Origin of the sequence: Nitrospira sp., from assembly GCA_037045225.1 — a bacterium.
Lineage (GTDB): Bacteria > Nitrospirota > Nitrospiria > Nitrospirales > Nitrospiraceae > Nitrospira_A.
This window is the reverse complement of the sequence record JBAOHZ010000009.1, coordinates 910556-933751: the sequence shown is the minus strand read 5'-3', so window position 1 is coordinate 933751 and position 23196 is coordinate 910556. Positions and strand designations below refer to the sequence as shown.

At 57.6% G+C, this 23196-nt stretch carries 17 protein-coding genes; 15 read left to right on the top strand and 2 right to left on the bottom strand.

From position 1 onward, the window contains the following. Positions 1 to 363: 363 nt before the first annotated feature. Positions 364 to 1914 (top strand): HEXXH motif-containing putative peptide modification protein, encoded by a 1551-nt coding sequence (locus tag V9G17_05130; GenBank protein ID MEI2751966.1) that lies wholly within the window; start codon positions 364 to 366, stop codon positions 1912 to 1914. A 388-nt stretch (positions 1915 to 2302) separates the two neighbouring features. Here the strand turns inward: V9G17_05130 and V9G17_05125 are convergent, their stop codons facing one another. Both V9G17_05125 and V9G17_05120 read right to left on the bottom strand, forming a co-directional pair. Further along, entirely contained in the window at positions 2303 to 3337 is a 1035-nt protein-coding gene (locus V9G17_05125) for a hypothetical protein (GenBank protein MEI2751965.1), read from the bottom strand. Between the two features lie 89 nt (positions 3338 to 3426). Then, entirely contained in the window at positions 3427 to 5241 is a 1815-nt protein-coding gene (locus V9G17_05120; protein ID MEI2751964.1) for an APC family permease, read from the bottom strand. A 362-nt stretch (positions 5242 to 5603) separates the two neighbouring features. Here V9G17_05120 and V9G17_05115 point away from each other — a divergent pair, with 362 nt between their 5' ends. The 14 genes from V9G17_05115 (at position 5604) to V9G17_05050 (ending at position 23195) form a co-directional block, all read left to right on the top strand. Continuing rightward, positions 5604 to 10469, top strand: coding sequence for a multicopper oxidase domain-containing protein (locus V9G17_05115; GenBank protein MEI2751963.1), 4866 nt, complete (start codon positions 5604 to 5606; stop codon positions 10467 to 10469). 272 nt (positions 10470 to 10741) lie between these two features. After that, positions 10742 to 11536, top strand: a complete 795-nt coding sequence (locus tag V9G17_05110) for a carboxypeptidase-like regulatory domain-containing protein (protein ID MEI2751962.1) — start codon at positions 10742 to 10744, stop codon at positions 11534 to 11536. A 30-nt stretch (positions 11537 to 11566) separates the two neighbouring features. Continuing rightward, positions 11567 to 12493, top strand: a complete 927-nt coding sequence (locus V9G17_05105) for a carboxypeptidase regulatory-like domain-containing protein (protein MEI2751961.1) — start codon at positions 11567 to 11569, stop codon at positions 12491 to 12493. A gap of 37 nt (positions 12494 to 12530) precedes the next feature. Further along, the gene (locus tag V9G17_05100; protein ID MEI2751960.1) at positions 12531 to 13130 is read left to right on the top strand and encodes a hypothetical protein; all 600 of its coding nucleotides are present in this window, start codon (positions 12531 to 12533) and stop codon (positions 13128 to 13130) included. Between the two features lie 29 nt (positions 13131 to 13159). After that, positions 13160 to 14557, top strand: coding sequence for a HEAT repeat domain-containing protein (locus V9G17_05095; protein ID MEI2751959.1), 1398 nt, complete (start codon positions 13160 to 13162; stop codon positions 14555 to 14557). A gap of 218 nt (positions 14558 to 14775) precedes the next feature. Then, positions 14776 to 15573 carry a carboxypeptidase-like regulatory domain-containing protein gene (locus tag V9G17_05090; GenBank protein MEI2751958.1) on the top strand — a complete coding sequence of 266 codons (798 nt, stop codon included), beginning with the start codon at positions 14776 to 14778 and terminating at the stop codon, positions 15571 to 15573. A gap of 293 nt (positions 15574 to 15866) precedes the next feature. Next, positions 15867 to 16856, top strand: coding sequence for a methyltransferase (locus V9G17_05085; GenBank protein ID MEI2751957.1), 990 nt, complete (start codon positions 15867 to 15869; stop codon positions 16854 to 16856). A gap of 8 nt (positions 16857 to 16864) precedes the next feature. Continuing rightward, positions 16865 to 17581, top strand: coding sequence for a DUF420 domain-containing protein (locus tag V9G17_05080; GenBank protein ID MEI2751956.1), 717 nt, complete (start codon positions 16865 to 16867; stop codon positions 17579 to 17581). Between the two features lie 35 nt (positions 17582 to 17616). Further along, positions 17617 to 18117: a PCP reductase family protein gene (locus V9G17_05075; protein MEI2751955.1), complete on the top strand. Its 501-nt coding sequence runs from the start codon at positions 17617 to 17619 to the stop codon at positions 18115 to 18117. Positions 18118 to 18193: 76 nt separating this feature from the next. Continuing rightward, complete coding sequence (locus V9G17_05070) at positions 18194 to 19279, top strand: hypothetical protein (protein ID MEI2751954.1); 1086 nt, start codon at positions 18194 to 18196, stop codon at positions 19277 to 19279. Then, entirely contained in the window at positions 19276 to 21144 is a 1869-nt protein-coding gene (locus V9G17_05065; protein ID MEI2751953.1) for a cytochrome ubiquinol oxidase subunit I, read from the top strand. Before V9G17_05070 ends, V9G17_05065 begins: the two co-directional genes overlap by 4 nt. 23 nt (positions 21145 to 21167) lie before the next feature. Next, on the top strand, positions 21168 to 21830 hold the full coding sequence (locus V9G17_05060) for a DUF3047 domain-containing protein (protein MEI2751952.1): 663 nt from the start codon (positions 21168 to 21170) through the stop codon (positions 21828 to 21830). 42 nt (positions 21831 to 21872) lie between these two features. After that, entirely contained in the window at positions 21873 to 22265 is a 393-nt protein-coding gene (locus tag V9G17_05055; GenBank protein ID MEI2751951.1) for a hypothetical protein, read from the top strand. Between the two features lie 15 nt (positions 22266 to 22280). Continuing rightward, a complete protein-coding gene (locus V9G17_05050; GenBank protein MEI2751950.1) occupies positions 22281 to 23195 on the top strand; it encodes a formylglycine-generating enzyme family protein in 915 nt (304 codons plus the stop codon). Position 23196 lies beyond the last annotated feature (1 nt).

The window sequence follows — 23196 nt, the reverse complement described above, 5'->3', positions numbered from 1 at the left end:
CTCGTTGGCTATATCGCTTTCTCATGATGCCCCCATTACGCGGTTGCTACTATTAGCACTAGAGGGTTGGTCTGCCGTTGTTACCAACCTTATTCTAAGGTTGGCCGTGTGACTAGTCCCCAGAATTGGTAATTCTTTGGGGGGGGCATAGACTTCAGCTGGTCCTCTAGAGACAGAGTTAAGAATAGGCAACAAATAGGGCATACCCCTTTTACCCGAAGGCGACGAAGCAAAATCGAGCCAGATTCGGAGGAATCGCTAGGGGAGCTCTCTCGATTCGGCACCCACGACGGTTCTTGTCTGCTGGTGGGCACTCGCGTAGAGTGCCCACGGGGGATCGGCTGTAGTCAGGGGAGGCTGCGAATGAAGACATTGCTGGAGGCACAGGTACTTGAGCGGCTGACGGTGGAGCTGCGACGACTGATGCGCAGGTTGCTCATGGATGTGTGCCAGGATTTTGAGCAGAATTATGCCGATGCTGTCTGCACGTTTGTATTGCCGATCGATTGGTTTCGCAGGTTGGGACAGTCGTTCACCCTGGAGGAATACAGCAACTGGAAGGTAGTCGGGTGGATCGAGTCGTTGAACGACTTGCTGTATTTCATCGATATCCTGGTTCAGGTGAGGAGGGAGCGATCTCGCGGCGAAATTGCTACGCAGCTCCGTGCGGAGTTTAGCGAAAAGTTCTATGAGCACGGGTATGCCGATGAAATTTTCCCCAACGGCCGGTCTGAGCCGCGCCTCCTGCTTGGCCGACTGACCGTTTTTTGCCAACGACTGGCCAGGGACGTCACGCAAGAGTCGGTCTGTCTGGCTCCTCGGCTGGCTTGTGAGTGGGTGGCCGGACAGGGCAAGGGTGCCTGGCTGGTGCCCTGTGATTTGAATGCGAATGTGGAACGTGTGGAATTACCCTGGACATGTGCGATCGGGATAGCCGGTGTGTCCTATGCGGCTCCAGGGCCGGTTCGATCAGCCCTCAAACGGGCAGGAGGGCAGGCCGAATTTCTGATCAAGCCGTCCGGGATCGATCTGTTGGTGGGCGATCAGGACTATGTCATGGTGGCATACGGCAAGAAGGCGCGATGGCATTGGTGCCGTCTCGAGCCGCAATGCCTTAGGGAGAGCCGATATGGCTCGCTTGTACTTGGGCCGACACTGGTCTATGGAAAAGATAAGACGCCGGTGGGGGTGCGGCCGACGAGGCCGGAGATTGCCATACGCATGCGACAGGCACTATCCGTTATTGGCTCCGCCTGGCCGGAGGGGGATCGGTTGCTTGCATTGCTGACTTCGCGGGTCGTGCCACTCAAAGCCACCGGGGTTGTGAGCTTCAGCTATCGGCACCGTCCCGGCCTGTCCGCCATCAATTGCTTTGATCGCGACCGGCTCGATTTGATCGACGATCTGATTCATGAGAACAGCCATCACCATCTCAATCTGCTCCTGCGTAAAGACGTGATGTATCAGCACGATCACAATCAGGAAATTTTCTATTCGCCCTGGCGGCGCAGTTTGCGGCCGCTGAGGGGGATTCTGCACGCAACTTTCACGTTCACCATGGGGGCGATGTTGTTTGAGCGGTTGGCCACCTGGGGGTCCGGTCGGGCAGGGAGCGCACGATGGAAAAAGGCCGGTCTAAGCGTGCGCGATCTCGATCGGGCACGCTACCGCTGCCTCGAAGAAATCGACTCGGTGCGTTATTCCCTGAAGGATCTTGACCTCGCTGGCGGCCACTTCAAATGGCTGACTCGCGGAGGAAAGCGAGCGGTGGCACAATTGGGAGATATCCTCGCGCAGATCGAACAACAGATGCTGACCCATGAGAAGGATGTGAGCCGGTCGTCGTTCGGCCCTGCCTTACGCCGCCATCGGGCCGAGTTGGCCCGTGCCCGAGAGTTGTTTAGTCTGGTCTAAGCACGGTCATGTTGCCTGCCAAACGTTACTGCTCACGGCATGACATCTCGTGTGGAGAATCAGTTCTCTGCATGCGGCAGTGCGATGTGGATTTCCGCCGCCGCATGATGGACGTGACTCGCGCAGATTGTCCCGTCATATTTCCAGTCGTCGTATCCAGCAAGATACGATGAATATCCAAGAAGATAGGGTAGGCGGAGTTTTTGACTGAATCTGTTCGCCGCATGTCTCCTGCAGACTCTACCAAGAGCGCGAATCTGTCTCGCAGCGCTCGTTATCTTCGCAACGAAGGGGCGTTGAAGGAGTGCGGTGGCTGAGGCGTGCCTTGATGGTACGTCGTAAGGAAGGGCACGACGGAGAACGCCCCCGGGGCCTTTTTCAGCCGCCGTCAAGGCTCGACGGTGACGTCGACGAATGCCGGCACACTGTCCGCACCCTTCTTGTCCGTCACGCGTAGCTTAAAGCGAAAAGTGCGTGTTTCTGATACATAGGGCGCGGTAAACGAGGGCTCCGGCATGTTCACGTCGAGCATCGCGACTTTGCTGCCGCGTATCTGACTCCAGGCATAAAATAGGGCTTCACCCTCCGGGTCGCGACTCTGCAATCCACTCAGGCGTACCTTCGCGCCAGCCTTGACCGTTTTGGCGGCACCGGCGTCGGCAATCGGCGGTTCGTTCGTCTCGGGATTGACCTCTACTCGTATGTCCAGCGTCGCTTGTTTGTCACGATTGGTCACCGTGAGTGAGGTCTTGCCGTTGCCGACAATCTGCAGCAGGCCGTCCGGCAAGACTTTGAGGATATGGTCATCGCCGGAGGTGTATTTCGTGCCGGTACTGGGCGACGACAAGGGGCGTATCACTCCGTCGGCGAATTCCCCCACGACGGGGAGTTCGAAGATCTTGCCGAGCGAATCGACGTGACCGTAGGCAGAGGATTGTCCGGTACGACCAAGCTGCAGCGGTTTCTCTGTCTCGAAGTCGATCGATAGCAGATCTGCAGCAGGTCGGACGGTGACGAAGACTTCATCAAATACGGTTTTGCGGCCCAGGCGGCCTTGTGAAATATCAGCGATGGCCAGCAGTCGCATGCGGCCGATGGCGTCTGACGGGACAGGCAACGCGCCGCCATAGGGTGGTACGCGGTCGACGGTGGAGGTCAGCGCGGGCAGGGCTACGACCGGTGCTCCAGTGATGCTGTCTTTCTGCCAATATTTCTCCGAGGCCATGCTGCCTTGGGAGGGTTTTCCCGTTCGTTCTTCTCCTTGCTCGACGAGGGCCTCGGTCTGTTCCGGGTACCAGTAGTAGCGTACCTCGACGAGACCTGCTTCTCTCCCTGCTTCAATCTCAACAGGAACCGCCTGTCCGGAAGTCAAGACCGCACCGTCGGTCGGAGCGACGATCTTAAACGCCGATGCCGGCCCCACAGGTACACACAGCAATAGTGTGAGCGCACTGAGGCACGCTCCGGCCGTCCTCCTGTTCATTGAGCCTCGGGATGGTGTCGGTCGCATGCTCACCTCGTGAGGTGGTAGGGCACGTCGGTTAGGATGACGCGGTCCTTAAACAGGAGGGCGCCTTTCAGCATGAAGGCTCGTTGATTATGGAGAATATTTTGCCACCAACGGGCGGGGAGAATTTCCGGTATCACCACTGTCACCCAACATTCCTGATCCTTCTGTAAGACCTGTTCAAGATAATCGAGTAAAGAGCTTAAGACCGATCTGTAAGGAGAAGGGAGTACCGTGAGAGGGACGCCGCAACCCCACTGAGCCCACTGAATCTCCACCCGGGCGGTCTCCTCCGGATCGACATCGACGAGAACCGCACGGATATCTCCGGATCGGCTTCGTGCGTAGTCTACGGCGCGAATGACGGCCCGATTCACCCCGCCGATCGGCAGTACCACGATGTTGCGCCGGGGCATAGGGGGGCGATGTCCACGGGACAGTGCGACCTGTTCCGAGACGGCTTTATAGTGAGAGCGAATCGCGCGAAAAAATGTAATGAGGAGCGGGATGAGGACGATCACGATCCACGCGCCATGGGCGAATTTCGTGCTGGCAATAATCAATGTGGCGATGGCGGTGGTGACTGCGCCGATGCCGTTGACCAGCAGTTTCTTTTCCCAATGTGGCCCTTTCTTGACGAGCCAACGTTTTACCATTCCGGCCTGGGAGATCGTAAAAGAGAGGAACACGCCGACGGCATAGAGCGGAATCAGCGCATGCGTGTCGCCGTTGAATAACACGATCAGTAGGCAAGAGAACACGCCTAGAATGATGACGCCGTTTGAGAAGACGAGCCGGTCGCCCATCATGGACATTTGGTGCGGCATATAGCTGTCACGGGCCAGAATCGATGCCAGGCGCGGGAATCCGTTGAAGCTGCTGTTGGCGGCCAGAATTAAAATGACCATGGTCGATGCTTGCACAAGGAAGTAGAGCGGGCCCGTTCCGAAGGTGGCGCGCGCGATTTGAGAGACGACGGTCTCATCCCCTTTGGGCACGATCCCGAAGTAGTAGGCCATGGCGCTGATACCGATGAACATGGTGCCGAGAATCGCGGCCATGCCGATCATGGTAAATGCAGCGTTTTTCGGTTCAGGCTTCTTAAATGCCGAGACACCGTTCGAAATGACTTCGACTCCAGTGAGCGCGGTACAGCCGGAAGAAAAGGCGCGAAGTAGGAGAAACAGCGTCAACGGTTCCGTGGACGTGATGCTGGGGGGCGGCTCGATGTGTACCGCATGGCCGAACAGAATCTGGACGACGCCGACGCCCAGCATGGCCGCGATGGTTGCGATAAAAATATAGGTCGGCACGGCGAAGAATTGCCCCGACTCGCGGACACCGCGCAAGTTGACGACGGTGACCAGGAGGATTGCGGCGACGCAGAGGGCTTCGCGATGGGGCAGGAGGCTCGGGACGGCTGAGGTGAGCGCGGCCATTCCGGCCGCGACGCTGACGGCGACGGTCAGCACATAGTCGATCATTAAGGCTGCAGCCGCGACCAGTCCCGGCCATTCGCCGAGGTTCGATTTGCCGACAATGTATGCGCCGCCACCCTCAGGATATTCAAAAATAATCTGCCGATAGGACATCGTCAGGATAATCAGCAGGCCGATGATCGAGAGGCTGAGCGGGATGGAGTAGCCGACCATGGCTGTGCCGGCCAGGGTCAGGACGAGCAGAATTTCCTCCGTGGCGTAGGCCACCGAGGATAAGGCATCGGAGGAAAAGACGGCTAGGGCGAGTCGCTTAGAAAGGCGTTCGTGAGCGGCTTCCTTCGTCTTGAGTGGCAGGCCGACCAGCCAGCGTTTCAAGATCATGGGTCATTATGCCTCAAGTTGCGGAAGAGAGACAATGGAGGGGCAAATCTTCCCGCAGCGAGCTTCGCCCATGTCTCAGTGATTACATCGTTCATATTGTGCGTCGATGAGGACGTGTGCTTCTTGAGTGAGCCCAGGGCAATGTGACCACTTGCCGTGCGCGAGGAAGGGGAGGGGGTTGACAGAGACGGATGACTTCAGTAATCTCCGACACTTGTTTTCTAGGGAGTGCTTTGCGTGCGCGATGCCGCAAGCGTAAGCCAGAACACGTATCTCTAGTGCCGAGGCTGTTATGTTCTGATCGTAAGCGCTCATAATTTTTCATCTGTTTCTATCCAAACTCTATCCAAGGAGGCCGGTCCATGGATTGTCATTGGTTCACTCGTGTCACATCGCGCGCCCTCAGCGTCATCGCTGGTGGCGCGCTTGTGTGTCTTCCGCTAGCCGCATCGGCTGAGACTCAGCCGCTTGTGGGTCATGCGGCGCCGCAACAAACAGCGATGTCTCATCAACTCCCGTCTTGGGCGGAGAAGTTGAAGGGACAGACGATCGTCGAAGATGCGATGGCTGGAAGGCCGGAGCGTTCCGCGATGGTTGAGCAGCAGCACCAACGGATCATGGAGCATTTGACCCATGACCCGCAGGCGCAACAGGTCAATACGGGTATGTTCAATACCCAGACCATGATGCACCAATATGGGGCAGGCGGTCAGGACCTCCTCTTGATGTCCGACCCACGAGTGGAGCCAGTGGCACTATCGGGAGGCGGCAAGTGCCCAGCTTCCGCACCGGTCAAGCAATACAATGTCTCGGCAATCAACGTCGAGATCACGCTCAACCAGTGGCTCGATTTTTATCCCGGCTACATGTACACGCTGGATGAAAATCTTGACAAGGTTCGGGCAGAAGAAACGAAGAATCGGGAAGCGCGCGAGAAGGAAGGCTTCGATCCGGGCGCGGTGATTCCCGGTGTGCAAGCGCAGTGGATTCAACCGCTGACGATTCGCGGGAACCAGGGGGATTGCGTCAAGATCAAGTTGAGCAACAAGCTGGAAGGTGGCGAAGACGTCAGCCTGCACATCCATGGCTCCAGCATGGTGGTGAGCGCAACGGGTGCTGCTGCGGCCACGACGAACTCCGACAGCATCGTCCCGAAGGAGAAGAGCGGAGAGTTCGAATGGTACATCCACCCGAGCACGCAAGAAGGCGTGCGGCAATTCCACACCTTTGCGAATGATCGCGAATTGACCGTCATGGGCCTCTTCGGGTCCTTCGTGGTCGAGCCACGCGGATCCGAGTACCTGGAAGCTTTGGGAACCGGTGCTCCGACGCCCACGTCGAGCGGCTGGCAGGTCATGATCAAGAATGGGACCGGTCCGGACTTCCGAGAATTCGTGCTCTATTACCACGAAGTCGGCGACGAAGCATTTCGCCCCGTCAACAAGAAGGGCGACTTCCTGCCTCAGCGTGACCCGCTGACCGACGCCTATCGCCCCGGTGGTCGCGCGATCAACTATCGTAGCGAGCCGTTTGGAATCAACAACATGCACGTGCAACATGAATACTTCGGGTTCGAAGACGAGTCGATGGGGTACAGCTCGTACACCTTCGGCGATCCGTCTCCCACGATCCCGCGCTCGTACATGGGCGATCCGGCAAAGTTCCGCCTCGTGCATGGCGGATCGGAAGTGTTCCATAGCCACCATCCCCATGGCGGTACCATCCGCTGGCCGCGTAGCCCGCGTGCGATCGATGACATGAATCTGTGGACGACCGCCGGAAACGGGCCGGTCAAGTATCCGGTCATCCGTGCCAAGACGGACCGGGTCGACGTCGAAGTCATCGGGCCGTCAGAAGCGTTGGACCTCGAGACGGAGTGCGGATCCGGCCTCTGCCAGCAGTTGGCCGGCGATTTCCTGTTCCATTGCCACGTGGCGCACCATTATGTGGCGGGCATGTGGGGGTACTGGCGGGTATACAACACCCTTCAGCAGGGCGACATGCGCAATGACGTCATGCCGGACTTGCTTGAGTTGCCCGACCGGAAAGGTCGCATCAAGGGGCCGATCACCTCGGACAAGTTAGTCGGTCAGACGGTGGATTGGTTCGGCAAGTCCTTCAAAATCGTCGAGAAGGGCAAGAGTGATTGGAAGTCCAATCCAGCCACGATCACGATCAAGGACTGGGTTGAAATGCAGCTCCCGACGATGGGCAAGCCGGGACACAAGAACGACGAAAAAGGGCAGACCGTGTCCTACGATGCCACGGTGTTGGATTGGGCTTGGGAAGGCACCCGCGCATTGAGCGAGCCGGAAAGCACGATCGACAATCCGAAGTACAAGTCCACTCATCCGGGCAAGCGGCATCCGATTACGTTCGAGCCGTTGACCGGTAAAGTGGCATGGCCTCACCTCACTCCGCATTTCGGAAAACGTGTCATGTTCTCCCCGAACCACGTGGGTGCGCCCTGGTTGGAGATGATCCGCCGGGATGCCAACGGTGAAGAAAGCGTCGATCAGTCGCTGCCTGGTGAGAACGGCAACTGGAGCCTCTGTCCAGAGAATGCCGGACGGAAGCACTACAATGTTCATTTCATTAAGCTTCCGATCACCATCGCCAAAAAGACGGGCAAGGAGCCGCCGGTCATCGATCCGAACGGCTTGATCTATGTCTTGCACGAAGAAGAGGCGGAGATTCGGAAGAATGATGATTTGAAGTATCCGCTGGTCGTTCGCGGCAACATCTACGATTGCGTGGACTGGACTCTGACCAGCGAGTGGGACGACGATGACTACACCAACTTCCAGTCATCGAAGATCAACACCCACTGGCATTTCCTGCAGTTCGACAACCAAGCCTCCGACGGCGTGATCACCGGATTCTCCTATGAGCAATCCGTGCGTCCGTTCACGATGCTGGAGAAGAAAAATGCAAAGGGACTTCCCGTCCCGATGAATACCGTCGTGACCGCCGCTGCCAAGAGGGGCGCGAACACGATCACGGTGAAGAATGCCAAGCAGTTCCATGTCGGGATCCTGCTGCTTGTCGGTGCCGACAATGTGAAGGGGAATGAAATTTCCCGTATCAAGGCCATCAACGGTAATACGATTACGTTGGCCAAAGGGCTGAAGCACGATCACCCGGCCAATGACATCGTCACGGTCGAGTTTGTGCGGCAGCGGTTCTGGGTCGATGCGGACGTGGGGACCGTGTTCTGGCACGATCACGCGTTCGGTGCGACCACCTGGCCGCATGGTGGCTTCGGCACCTTCATCGCCGAGCCGGTCGGATCGACCTATCATGACCCGAAGACCGGAAAGTTGATCCGTAGCGGACCGATTGCGGACATTCACACGAATGAACCGGTCGGTCATGGTGTGAACAACAGCTTCCGCGAATTGATGGTTCAGGTGCACGACACCGTGCCGCATACCGTCAACATCGTGACGGCGGGCAATCCTCCCGGGCAGCCGATTGAAGTGGCGCTCGAGGCGGGAAAGACCGTCTCCTTCATGATGCCGGAGAAGATCTACATGACGCCGATGCCGTTCTTGAATGGTGGCACGCATACCACCGGCAGCGGTTTGAATTTCAGGGCAGCGCCGGTCGCACAGCGGTTGGCGACCAATCCTGATTCGTCACAGATTTTCAGCAGCCTGGTTCACGGTGACCCGTATACGCCGACTTTGCGTGCCTATGTCGGTGACACGATGGTCTTCCGTCTGTTGCATACCCTCATGAACGAGTCGATGGTCTGGACCCTGTCCGGCCACACGTTCTGGACCGAGCGGTATGCGTCGGACGCCAATCGGAAGAATTCAATCCATATCGGTATCGCTGAACGGTATGACCTGGTGGTTCCTGAGGCGGGTGGATCGCGGCATCAGGCCGGTGACTACATCCACTTCAACGGCCGGTCCTCGAAGTTCTCCGAGGGTGGCTGGGGCATCATCCGGGTGTTGGATAAGGAGCAGACTGATTTGAAGAAGTTGCCCGCGGGCTTCTCCAATAAGGGCGAGATGCCGAAGCCCCTACCGGTGTGTCCCGCCGATGCTCCCGTCAAGCAGTTCAACGTGGTGGCGATGGACTATGCCGGCATGAAGTTCAATGCCAAGGCACCGGAATCCATCGAAGTGGACTTTGAGCGACGGATCCTCATGACCAATGCCGAGGCCAAGATCTATGCACTGGAAGAGGATACCGCAAAAGTCGCCGCCGGCGCGCATCCAATGCCGCTGACGTTGCGTGTGAACAGCGGTGATTGCGTCAAGGTACATTTGAAAAACAAGATGAAGGACAGCAAAGCCTCCTTCTCTGCGATCGGCCTGGCCTTCGATCCGAAGGATTCCATGGGCGCGAACGTGGGGAACAATCCGGGTGACCAGACGGTCGCACCGGGTGGCGAACGTGAATACACGTACTACGCGGATCCGTTTAACGGCGAGACCACGTCGTTGGTGTGGGATTGGGGTAATGTGATGACCAATCCTCGGAACGGGTTGTTCGGTGCCGTCGTCGTCGGACCCAAGGGATCGAAGTATCGTGATCCCAAGACCGGCGCGGATCTGTCCAATAAGAACGCCTGGGCGGCCGATGTCATTATCGATCGCTCGGTGCCGGGCAATGAAATGCGGGCCAATTATCGTGACGTGGCCTTGTTCTTCCAAGACGAGGACAACATCATCGGCACGAGCTTCATGCCCTACGTGCAGAACGTGGCGGGCTTGACCGGCGTGAACTACCGGTCGGAACCGTACAAGTTCCGCGAAGAGCAGGGTTGTTCGCTCGGCAAGGTGTTCCAACCTTGCAAGGCGGATAAGCCGGAAGATCCGGCCACTCCGCTCATCGAGGCGCATGCCGGTGACCCGGTGCGCATCCACGTGTTGGGTGTGAGCAATGAGCAGAACGGCATGTTCAGCGTCGAGAAGCACGAATGGCCGATCGAGCCGTTCATGCGTGGCGCTGACCTGATCAGTGTCGTCGAGTTCTCTGGTTCCGAGACGATCGATGCGTTCCTCCCCTCGGCGGGTGGCATGTATCGTCTGCCGGGCGACTATGTGTACAGCAACCAACGCTTGCCGTACTCGCAGTCCGGTCAGTGGGGCTATGTGCGGGTATTGCCATCCGGTGATACGCGGCTGTTGCCATTGGCTGGAGCCAGCGCCGGCACCAAGAGCGCCGAGATGGAACTGCCTGTTCCGCAGGCGATTCCTGTCGCGGCTAAGTAGACTGATCGCATCTCTCACGAGATGAGGTGAGAAGGGGGGAGCTCGAAAGGGCTCCCCCCTTTTGTTGTTCGACGGGGATTGTGTATGATGATCACATACATCTAACGTCCAGTCGATACGGTTTGTATCGATATCATACTTACTACTGGAGGAATGATATGCGATTAGTCGGCCTTGCCGTGCTCTGCGCTGTCAGTGTCTGCTGGTCTCCTTCCTGGGCTTATGAGGAGATCGCGATCACGGATGGCGGTACCATAAATGGAACAGTTACTATGACCGGGGGAAAACCAACTCCGAAGGGATATAACCTGATCACATTTCCAGATCCGGTCTATTGTGGCCGCATATCGACCGGAACGGGTTGGCGAATTCTTGATGAGTTTTCACTGGCGTCCAGCCAAGGGTTGAAGGATGTCGTCGTCGTCCTGACTGATGTTACAAAGGGGAAACCGTTCAAGTTTGAACCCTTGACCATTGAGGCGAGGGATTGTCGGTTCCTTCCTTTTGTCACCGTTGTGAAAGATGGCTCTGAAGTGTCGGTCATGAACATGGATCCAGTGATGCATGACATCCAGGCCTACGAGACCTCACAGCTCGGTCCTCGTGTCTTATTCAACACCCCATTGCCGATGAATCCACACCATAAGCGTTTAGTGAGCGCGGAAAGCCATGAGCATCTAGCGGGAACGCCAGTTACTGAAGTCATTCGTATGACCAAGGGGCGACGGATGTTTGTCATGCAGTGCGGGTTCCACGCGTATATGGAGAGTTGGGGATTTGCCGTCGATAATCCCTATTTCGCGTTGACCGCAGATGACGGCACCTTCAGCCTGACGGATGTTCCGCCGGGCGAATACACATTGATGGTCTGGCATCCAGGCGTCGGCACGATGTTGCAGAAGAAAGTGACCGTCACGGAAAAAGGCCTCTCGACCGTCGATTTTGACTTCAAGGCTCCCCAGGGCCGGCGAAGCGTGCATGAAATCGCGCAGAACCCGCATTACGGCCCTGAATCACTTGGGAAGGTTGTGGATATTCGTCCCACATTGCAGCGCCAGGTTCCATAAGGTCGGATTGAAAGAAGAAAGAGGGAGATCATGAGGTTGACTGGTTCAAGTCTGCTCCGTTGTCTTGCCCTCGTCGTGTGGTTAGGGCAGGCCGTGGCTCCTGTTTCGGCCTATGAGATCGTCGACGTTCAGCATGGCGGGACGCTTGAAGGACGAGTGACCTTGTCGGGCGCCGTTCCGGATCCGAAGGCATTTAATCTCATTACGTTCCCGGATCCCACCTATTGCGGGCGGATTTCAAACGGGAAGGGGTGGCGTCTCCTGCGCGACTTCATCGTCAATGCCGAGAGCGGGTTGAAAAATGCCGTGGTATTGCTCGAAGGCGTGGAGGCCGGGAAGCCATTCGATCTTTCAGTGCCCTTGATCGAGGCGCGTGATTGCGTGTTCGGCCCCTGGATGACGATCGTGCGTAATGGCCATGCGGTGGAAGTGGTCAACATGGACCCGGTCATGCATGACATTCAGGGTTATGAAACCTCTCCCGAGGCCGGGGCGCGCGTCTTGTTTAATACGCCCCTGATTCTGAATCACCAGCATCAACGGGGAAATATACATGCGATTCACAACCACGCCCCGGGAAAGTCGCTGGTGGGACCGGTCTATCTGAATAAGGGGAGACGGACATTTTATATGCAGTGTGGCTTTCACGCCTACATGGAAAGTTGGGCGATGGCCGTGAACAACCCGTATTACGCCGTGACGGATGACCAAGGTGCGTTCAGGATCGAACATGTCCCGCCGGGGACCTATCAGATGGTGGTGTGGCATCCGCAGGCAGGACCCGGGGTGACGCGGACGATTACGGTCGGTCCGGACGGAGCGACGGTTGAGCAAGTGGCACTCCCCGCTCCAAGGGGAACCCGGACGGTCTACAGGGCCATGGAGAATCCCCGTTTCGGACTGGAGTCCCTTGGCCATCCCGTGGAGATTGAGCCGCTGGTGGAGCATCAGCACTAAGCGCAAGTGGAGGAGCTTCTCACGGCGGTGGGTGGGAGTGACTCTTGCGGCGTGTCTCTGTTGGTCCGGTGTGTGTGACGCCACGGAGACGGACGGTGTATCCCCCGCCGCTCCGCAGGAGTTTTCCGCCTCGTTGGTGAAGCGGGTTGAAGGGCGGCGCTTCGAAGCCCAGGTTTTTGCAAAAGGCGATCGTATCCGACTGGAGTACAAGTATGCAGTCAAGACCGAGCTTGGTTACTCCAGTATAGAAATTATTCGATTGGATAAACGCGAGTCGTGGTTCTTGCTGGCTCAGCGCCGACAAATTCTTCCGGTTCCCGTCAAGCCCGAAGAAATCCTGCCGATTCAGCCAAGCCTTCCGGGAGAAAAGAGCCGGACATTGGTGGGCGATGCCACGACCATCGGCCATGCGTCCAAGCTCTACGAGGTGCGAGTGGATTATAACGGCCGGAATGAGCGGTTTTACGAATGGGTGGATGTGGAGACCGGCGTGGTCTTGAAACTGGTCAGCCAGGACCGGGATTGGTCCATTGAGTATTCGCGGATTCGTTTCTCTCCTCAGCCGGACTACTATTTTGAGGAACCCACAGGCTATCGACGCTGGGTTCCGGCATCAGCAACACAAGAAAGAGGATAGGCCTCGTGGTACGACCAGGAAGGGATTTCATGGCATTGCACAGTGGGTCGCGTTGGGTTCGAACCGTCAGTGGATGTATGGCCGTCGCGGTTGTGTCCGGGGCGCTTCTCTGCCTCTGGCCGTCGGCGGCGTCTGCGCGTTCGTTGAAGGAGGCACAGGCGGCGTTCGACAAGAAGCAGTATCAGGAGGCCTTGGATCTCCTCGAGCACGTGATGAAAGAGCAGGGGCCTCAGCTGGAGTCCAGGCAACTCAAGACCCGCGCATTGATTTTTTTGGGCAAGCCAAAGGACGCACTAGTCGAGTACGAGCACCTCGAGGCGGACGCGAAGCAGGAGGATCGGGCGCTGCTGAAAGACGTGGCGTTGGGGTTTATTTATGTGCTCGTGAAGGACATGCGGGAGCAGATGCGAGGGGCAGCCTACACGGCCTTGAAAGATGTGGATTCTCCAGAGACGATTCCTGCGCTGGAGGATGGACTGAGTGATGGGTCCGGACTGGTACGCGCCTTGGCGGCAGAGGCGTTGGGGAAATTAGAGGCTGGACGACGATCACCTCGCTTACGCAAGGCATTGGACGATCAGGCGGGATTGGTGAAGGCTACGGTGTTGAAGGTGCTGGGAAAGAGCGGGGATCGTTCGGTGATCCCCCTGCTGGAGAATGCGTTGAAGGACGAACAGCCGGCCGTGCGGCTTGCGGCGGCGGGAGCCTTGTACCACACTGGGCAGACGGCGATGTGGGATACGGTATTGAAGGCTGCCTCGGCCCCCAATCCGGAAGAGCGCGCGACTGCGTTGCGGATGGTGGGGGAGCTGAAGGATGCGCGAGGACTCTCGATCCTTCTGGAATCCATTACCAATACGCAGCCATCCGTGCGGGGAGCTGCCGCCGCCGCCTTGGGCGATCTCGGCAAGGTGCAAGGCATCCCCGCGTTGGAGCATGCGTTGGAGGACAAGATTCCGGCCGTGAAAACCTCGGCGGCGATCAGTTTGGGCGAACTAGGCGTCAAAGATTCGTTGGTGGCACTACGAAAGGCCTTGGCTGATCCAAACCCGGTGGTCAAAGCTTCTGTGGTGTCGGCCTTGTTGCGGGTGGATGAACCGTTTGAGTCGGTCGCATCTGATTTGTACCAGCTGGCACAAAACAATGACCCTGGTACCCGCTCTGCTGCGGGGAAGGCGGTGGGGAGGGCCCACGGTGCCAATACGACCGCCGCTGTGGAGTTCCTTGCCGGCTTGCTGAAAGACCCAATTCCAAGGCCTCGTATTGCCGCCGCCAGGGCGCTCGGTCAAATCGGAGGGGTTGAGGTGTTGCCGATCTTGAAGGCGGCATTGCACGATGAAGACGATGCCGTTCGGGCTACCGTGGGCGGGTCGATCGCACGCATTCTCGGCCATGCGAAGCCATTACCTAATCGCGCGAAATCGTAGGAAACTTTGATGGCTGGATTTCAAGTTGACAGTGTGAGTATGATTCCAGTATAGAAAAATGTTTAGAGGCCTAAGCGTCGTCGACGTGGAGCCACGTCAAATCCTTGCGACTGTCTTAACAAGGGGTAATGGTCACCAGCCCTTGTGCCCTTGTGATTGAGTGGTGACGGAGCAGGTGTTCGGTTTCGGTTAATGTTCATTACTAAGGAGGCAGTGACATGAAGAAGGGTGCGATGAAAGTAGTATTCGGCATTGCGGCCGCAGCATTTTTGGCTGCGCCCCTCACCTCGTTTGCCGGAGGCACGATTTCGGGGAAAGTGACCTATGCCGGGAAGGCGGAGAAGAAGGAGTTTGCGTTCTCCAAGTTTCCCAATCCGAAGTTTTGCCCGAAAAATCCAAACAAGGCCTTGGTTGATGGGGACAAGCGGTTTATGCCGACTATTGATCTTGCCAAGGATGGCGGGCTGAAGAATGCGGTCGTCGCCGTGGTCGATATCGAGGATCAGGCGTTTCAGGATGGATTCAAGGGAACAGACGTTGCGGCGGAGTTCTGTGAATTCTTGCCCTTCAGCGGCGTGGTCGTGAACAACAAGAATTTCCGCGCGGAGAATAAGGATGCCGACCCCGATGATCCCAAGTCGACCTTGGGTGTGTTGCACAACCCGCACAGCTTTGTGGTGAAGGGGTCCAGCTCCGCCACCGGCTTCAACATCGGTTTGGCGAAGAAGGGCGATAAGTTGGAGAAGCCAGTGACGTTCCGTGGCGGCGCGGAGAAGCAGGGCTTCTATCGTTTACAGTGCGACCAGCATGAATTCATGCAGTCCTTCTTCCTCCCTGTCTGGAATCCGTACCATGCAGTGGTGAAGGACGATGGATCGTTCGAGATTCAGGGCGTCCCTGCCGGAAAGCACAAAGTGGTGGTCTGGCACCCGTTTGTCGGCAAGGGCAAGCTGAACGAATTCGAAGTCGAAGTGGCAGAGGGTGGAACGGCCACCTTGAAGGCTGACCTGAAGTAGTTTTGTCTTCAGCGGCGGGATGGCCTGCTGACCGAGGGGCAGTGGTTCAAATCGGACCACTGCCCCTTTTGTTTGCGTGCGCACCGCGCACGACCGTCTCATGTCTCACGCCAGAGGTGTCTCCTTCTGAGTCCAGTGAGTCCATCGGTTCGATCCGGATTCATCGTGCCGGCTAATCCGCGTCCGTATTGGTTTTCGGAGGTGGTTCGCTGCTCGCCACTCGCCTTGCGTTTCCCTTTCTGAACTGGGTAAGATGCCAAATTTTCACACCACATTATCTGAGCGGGTGATCTGTGCCTCGCGAATTGTCTCTCGCCGAAGTTTTCCAGTTAGGGTACTACTGGGAAACCAAAATTCTTTTGACCGCCGTGAAGTTAGACGTCTTTTCGGTATTGGACGGACGAGGCCGTACCGCCTCTGAAGCGGCCGAAAAACTCGGTGCCGATGTGCGGGCGCTGGAGCTCCTTCTGAATGCGCTGGTGGCGGTCAGGCTTGTGTCGAAGTCCGGGGATCTCTATGCCAACACGCCGGTCGCCACGACGCATCTCGTCAAGCATGGGCCGCAGTATGTCGGGCATTTGCTCCTCCTGCACGATGCTGAATGGGGCAATTGGGGCAAGTTGGAAGAGGCCGTCAAAACCGGCCGGTCGCCCGTCACGCAGCATGTCTTTGAGACGGACCCCGCGCTTGGGGCAAATGTCCTGTCCGTGTTGCACCGGATCGGACAGCAGAGTGGCCCTGATTTGGCCAAGCGGCTCGCGCTCGGCGAGGCTCGGACGATGCTCGACCTTGGTGGTGGCGCCGGTACCAATGCTATCGCGTTTTGTCAGATCTATCCGCAACTTTCAGCGACGGTCTTTGATCTACAGACGACGCTGCCATTAACCGAGCGGACGGTGAAAGACGCCGGGCTGGAGGGTCGCGTTGCACTGAAGGCCGGTGATTTCAACCGTGATCCCTTGGGTGGTCCCTATGACGTGGTGTTGATGTCCGACATCCTGCACTATCAGGATCTGGTAACCAATGCGGCGTTGGTGAAGAAGATCTATAACCACCTGAATCCCGGTGGACGCTTGATCATCAAAGACCGGTTCTTGGATGCGTCGGGCACAAGCCCTGCCTGGACGGCGGCTTTTGCCGTCCATATTCTCGTGAATACTGAACAAGGTGCCTGCTACCGCACCGCGGAGGCCATGCAGTGGATGCATGATGGGGGCTATGGCTCGGTAGAAGAAATCGAGCGCACGGCGGTGGTGCAGGGTGTCAGGCAACGTGTCGGGTAGGATGTCCCATGTTTGAGTTTTTACGCCAACCTGGTTTCTTCGGTACCCATGCCACGATGGGGGCCGACCTCAGTCAGTTGATGGCCACCCTGTTCACGGGGCTCTTCATCATCGGGTGGCTGCAGGCTAAGCAGCATCGTGGCCATCACCATCACTGGCTCATGTTGGGCGGGATGGTGACGATGGTCGGGTTCTTCACCGCCTACTATCTGTTCCGGCAGCTAGGGGTGTTGGCATTTGAAGGCAAAGAAGGATTCGGCGGCTCCCAGGCCCTCTATGACTATGTGTTCATTCCCGTGCTGACGATCCACATCATTCTGGTGATCATTGGATTGGTCATGGCCGTGTACATGATTGTGCTGGGATTTCGCTCGCAGCAGTTTCTGAGCGGTGCACGGATTCTGAGCGCGGCTCGGTTACAGACGTCGTGGAAAAAGGTGAGCCTGATATTTGTGGCGCTCCTGGCTGTGGTGATGCTGCTCTTCGGAACACGTGTGATGTCCGCCGGGTTTTCCATGCGAAAGCTGGAGGTCTATATCGGGTTTCTCACGCTGGTGGCGATCGTGTTTGCGGTCGAGATGGGCATTCAACGGATCTGGCCGGATGGCGGTCAGCGGCATCGTGCTCTTGGCCGCTTCACGATGATCGTCTATTGCATCCTCTTTCTGACCGGAAGCTTTACCTATGCGATGTTGTACATCCTGTATCCGGGGAAAATCGGGTAGCAGCGTCGAGCGGAACTGAAGGACTGAGGGGCGATATGCTTGTGTGCGGCTGCGGCGGATGGATGCATACCGAGGGTGTTGAGGAGCGACTCTCCCGTGAAGGTGATGCCACGTGGTTTGTCCGCTCGGAGTGTCGGCCTTGTCGATGGATTGTTGGGGTCGATGTGCCGGTGGGGCAGGTTGATGGGCTGGTCGATCGTTTGATGTGGACTGATGATGCCCGACATCGTCTGGATCGTGTCCCGCCGTACGCCGTTCCAGTCTTGCGTGAACTGGTGGAGGGGTTTGCCCGAGCCAGACGGCAACGAGTGATTACCTATGATTTGATCGATCAGGCGAAAACGGGCGATATGGTCGCGTGGGACCCTGATGCAGAGCAGCGCCTCGCCAATGTGCCGTCGCCGGTTCGTGCCATGGCGCGCGTGGAGTTGGAACGGACGGCGGTGGATCGTGGTGAACGCTCGGTGACCGTCGCTCTAATGGAAGAGGTTAAGGCGCGATATTTCGGCATGGCGGCTCAACGCGACGACGCGTAAATACCGAGGAGGCTTTTGCGCAGGACCTCTAGTGTCGTGCTTGAACCCCGCTTCGTTGAGTTTGGTGACTGACAACATGTTGCACCGATTGGCATTACGAGTCCTTCCAAGTTTGACGCTGGCCGTCACCGAAGATTCCGTTCGTACACGAAAGCGCCTGGTCATGTTTGTCCCCGGCCTGGTGGCCTTTGCGGTATACCGGGCGGCGAAGCATGGCCTGTCGCTGGCAGAGCCGGTGACCCTGTTGCTGTTGAGTGGTGCCGTGTCACTGGTGACGGCAATCTGCGCCTATCGCGTCGGTCGAGCGGTGCCGTTTGCGCAATTGGTGCGTGCGGATGGCGCCCGGCGTATCGGATGGATTCTCGCCTGGATCGGCTTTGTGTACGGCGTGCAGTTGTCGCTGCTTGTGTTGGCGCTGCTCTGGCTGGTCGGATATGACTATGCCCAACATCCCGATGGGCCGGCCATGATGGCCATGATTATTCCGAGTACGGCGGTCGCGCGCGACGCATTCGAGATCGGCTACGTTCGATGGCTTGAAGCCAATGGGCGGCCGTTCATGACGTTTCCCGATGGCGCCGGGCTTCGTGCGCTGTTGGCGCGAGTGACGCCGGCACTGGCGGGGTGGGTGGCCGCTGGAGCGGTCAGTTGCGTAGGGTTCTCGATGCTCCTGGGGGCGCTCTTCAGCGGCGACATGGCCGTATTGGCGCAGGGTGCTGTGGTGACGCTGGCAGCAGGAACGATCGGCCTGCTGGCGTTTTTCGCTGGGCAAGGAAACGGGGCGCCCTGGATGGCCGGATTGTCCTCGACCCGCTGGGGTGAATTAGTAAAGTTTTGGTGGTGGCCCGGGCTGGCCTTTGCCTCGACCTACTATCTGGTATTGGTCGGAGCGTGTCTGTATGTGTTGAAACAGCCGATGAGTTCATCCGGACTCTTCGCTGGCGTCGCCGGCCTCGTCGGCGGCGTGATGGCGCTGTACTGCTACTACCTGGGACATCGGCGGGATATTGAGAATCGTCAGCCTGGAGGAGTGCCCAGCGCGTTATTGCGCTGCCCATTCGTCATGGGCATTCTCGGCAAGTCTCGCGAAGCTACGGCTGGTACGGCATTGAGTGGATCTGCGGCTGTCTTTGAGAAGAGCAGCCAGAGAGCGTCGTCATGATCAAACGCCTGTCGATTCCTGCCGTGATTCTGTTGCTGGTAGTCGGATTGCTGGTGGCCGCGAGTGTGCTGCTGCTGAGTCCGCCCACGCTGGTCGCCGCCGACCCCGCCGCAGATGTCTATTTCCATACGCCTGGTGTGCCCGACGGTCCTTCGGCGCCGACGGCGAATGAGAACCACTACCCGCAGGTCGGGTCACTCGATAGCCGGTTGTTGATGTGGTTTATCATTCAGCAGCATACCTACTTCGGAGGTTTTGTCCTGGCTCTGCCGATTTTTTGCGTCCTCTTGGAGTTTCTGGGGTTGGTCGCGAAGAATCCCGCGATGGCCTTGCGTTATGACGGGTTGGCGCAAGATCTGCTGAAAGTGGCGTTGCTTGCTTTGTCCGTGACCGCGGCGGTCGGGAGCGTGATGCTGACGATGTTTATCATGTTGTATCCCAGCTTCATGCAGTACATGGGGGGCACCTTCAAGGTCATGATGCCCCTGTATGCGCTGGTGTTCGTCGGGACGACCTTTCTGACGATCGCCTACTACTACAGTTGGGATTATATGGCGGCGTCGGAGTCGAAATGGATGCACCTGTCGATCGGCGTGCTGGCGGTGGTATTCGGTACCTCGCTGCTGTTGTTGGCCAATGCCTGGTCAGCCTTCATGATGGCGCCGTCCGGCGTCGACGGACAAGGGCGCTATTTGGGCAATCCCTGGCATCTGCTTCGCTCGGCTCTCTGGAATCCCCTGAACTTGCATCGATTCCTCGCGGACATCATGTCGGGTGGCGCGGTGGTCCTGGCCTATGCCTGTTATCGGTTCTTTTCCGGGAAGAGCCAGGAGGAGCGAGCGTATTACGATTGGGTCGGTTATGTGTTTTTGTTCGTGACCGTCTGCGCCTTGTTGCCGATGCCGTTCGCCGGTTATTGGCTCATGCGTTCCGTGTATGCGTACAGTCAGAGCATGGGCGTCACGATGATGGGCGGGTTGTTGACCTGGCTCTTTGTGGTGCAGGCGTTGTTGATCGGCGCCCTCTTTCTCGGCGTGAATTACTATCTCTGGCAGAGCATGGGGCGCATTCGAGGCGGGGAACGGTATCAGCCGTACTATCAATATCTTCTGCTCGCGCTCACGGGTTGTTTGTTTATTTGGTTGACGCCACACACGATTTTGATGACCGGGACGGAAGTCAAAGCCATGGGCGGAGCGCAACATCCGGTGATTGGAAACTACGGAGTCATGTCGTCGAAGAACGGGGCGGTCAACGTGATGATCTGCATCACCGCGTTGAGCTATATTTTTTATCGACGCGCAAATCGGACGATGACGATCTCATGGGCCAAGTCGGGAAATGTGATTCTTGGGGCCCTGTTCGGCCTCGGGACGGCGCATATCATCGGCCTATCGGTCTATGGATTTTATCTTCCCGCCAGCCTCCGCGTTGGGCTGTCCGGCCCGCAGGCGATCACCACATTGCTCGTGGTCACACTGGGTTTGTTGCTGAACCGGCGCATGTTGCGCGGTGCCACGATTCACGGGCCTGTGCAGTGGGGGCAGATTTCGATTCGCGGTATGGTCGGCTTGTTTGGATTGGCGGCCGCGTTTACCTGGGTCATGGGGTTGATGGGATATATCCGTTCTTCCGGGAGGTTGGCCTGGCACGTCAATGAGTTGATGCCGGATACGTCTCCCTGGGCGTTTACCCCGTCGCTCGGCTTCGCCGCCAAAATGGTCACGATCAACATGGTGCTGTTTTGGGGGGCGGTGTTTTTTCTGTTCTGGGTCTGTCAGCGCGGGCAGCAGCCTGTGATGCATGAAGATGTGAGTGCGGAGAAGGAGGCAGGTTTTCTGCCGTCTCCCTCTCATGAGGGATAGGGACGTTGATGAGGGAATGTGAGATGGCTATGAGGATGTTGGTTGCGGCAATCGGGCTGTTGGGTTTGATGGGGCTAGGCGGTCTGACGGGATCTGATGCGCCGGCCTATGCGGGTGAGGCCGGTGTGTTGGTGCTGGAGGATTTTCAGTCGGCGGATCAGGATGGGTTTCCGATCGATTGGCAACATGAAAACCAGCGTAGTCAGGCCAAGGGCCGCGATGCCTATAAGATTCAGTCGCAGGACGGGACGAAATTTCTCGCTGCGAAGGATGCGGGCCAGCGTGTGAAGAAACGCAAAATCGACTGGGATCCGAAGACCTACCCGGTCCTGACCTGGCGGTGGCGTCTTCATAAGGCCCCAAGCGGGTCGGAACCGATTGCGGCGTTGTATGCCTCGTTGGATACCGACCTCATGTTCATTCCGGTGTTCACCAAATACATCTGGAGCGCCGGTAAGCCAGAGGGGACGTTCGTTGAGGGCGGGATGTTCAGCGGCTCCGAGTTGGTGGTGCAGAGCGGCGTGCTTCCGGTCGGGGAATGGGTCGAAGAGCGTGTGAACGTCTACGAAGACTTCAAGCGTATTCATAAGCATGAGCCGGCAGAAAAAGCCTGGGGCATTTCCCTGTTTGCCGGCCCTGGTGTCGAGATTGATTTTGGCGCGGTCACGGTGAGCGCAGCCAAGTAGCGGCTGCCTGTCTCACGAACAGATGGGGCGAGTATGGAAGCGATGACCAGACCGTCACCGAGGGCGTGGTTCGACGTCGTCTTTGGAGTGGTCGTGATGGGCACGGTCGGTGCGCTGATCGGCACGATTCTGGGTGGCTCGTCCATTCCCCTGGCCTGCGGTCTCGGGTTGGCGCTTGGTGCCGTCGTCGGCTTTCTCGGTGGGCGTCGATTCCTGGTCAGCATTTTGGTTGGTACGGTCCTGGGAGGCCTGTTGGCGTGGTTGGTTGCGGGCGTTGAGAAGGTCTCATTCGGGGCGGGTGCCGGCGCGGCCATGGGTGGATTCCTTGGCGTGCAGATTTCAATGTTGTTGGACATACGCGCGGCGCGCAAAGCCGCGGCGCTGCAAGCGAGTGACGACGCAACGGCGGGGCATTCAGCGGTCACCAAATCATGAGGTGCGAGTAACCCAATGGAAAACAGGGGCGTGTTGATCGGGTCGATTATCTTTGTGTTCGGGTCGTTTATCCTGATGATTGGCAGCTTGGTCTACGAATCTTATAAGGCCAAGCAGATGCGTCAGCTGGCGCAGTCGATCACTACGGAAGCTAAGCCGGTTGCCGCCGCTGCGGCGCAGGACTACTCCATGTATAAGACACTCGTCGGCGACGACGGCCGTGAGATGGTGCAAGTTTCTGAGGGGCCGTTTGTGATGGGCAGCCGGGACAATGATAGTGATCCAGACGAAAAGCCTGAGCATCAGGTGTATCTGAAATCCTACTTTATGGATCGACACGAAGTCACGCAAGACGCGTATGAGCGCTTTGCCAAAATGACGAAGCGACTCAAGCGGAAGATTGAAGTGTTCGACGAGGATCCCGCCAAGTTGCTCAAGCCGGAATATCCCATGATCGCCGTCACCTGGGATGATGCCGAAGCCTATTGCAAATGGGCCGGCAAGCGATTGCCTACAGAGGCGGAGTGGGAAAAGGCTGCTCGTGGAGAAGGGAAGCGTCGCTATGCCTGGGGTGAGGAATTTTTGGTGGGATACGCGAATATCGATGGCAATGAGGATGGATTTCGTTATCTGGCCCCCCCCGGCTCGTTCGAGTCAGGACGTAGCCCGTACGGAATCTACGATATGACGGGCAATGTCGGCGAATGGGTCGCAGATTTTTACGATGAGCATGCCTATCGCGGCTCGCCGTATCGTGATCCGAAGGGGCCTGATCAGGGCGAGCAGCGCGTGATTCGTGGCGGATCCTGGCGGGAGACTAAGCGAAATGTGCGTTCCTCGAAGCGATTTCAGGCGAAACCGTGGCGACATGACATTACTGTCGGCTTTCGCTGTGCCAAAGATATCGAGGCTGATGTGGTAGTGAAGTAGT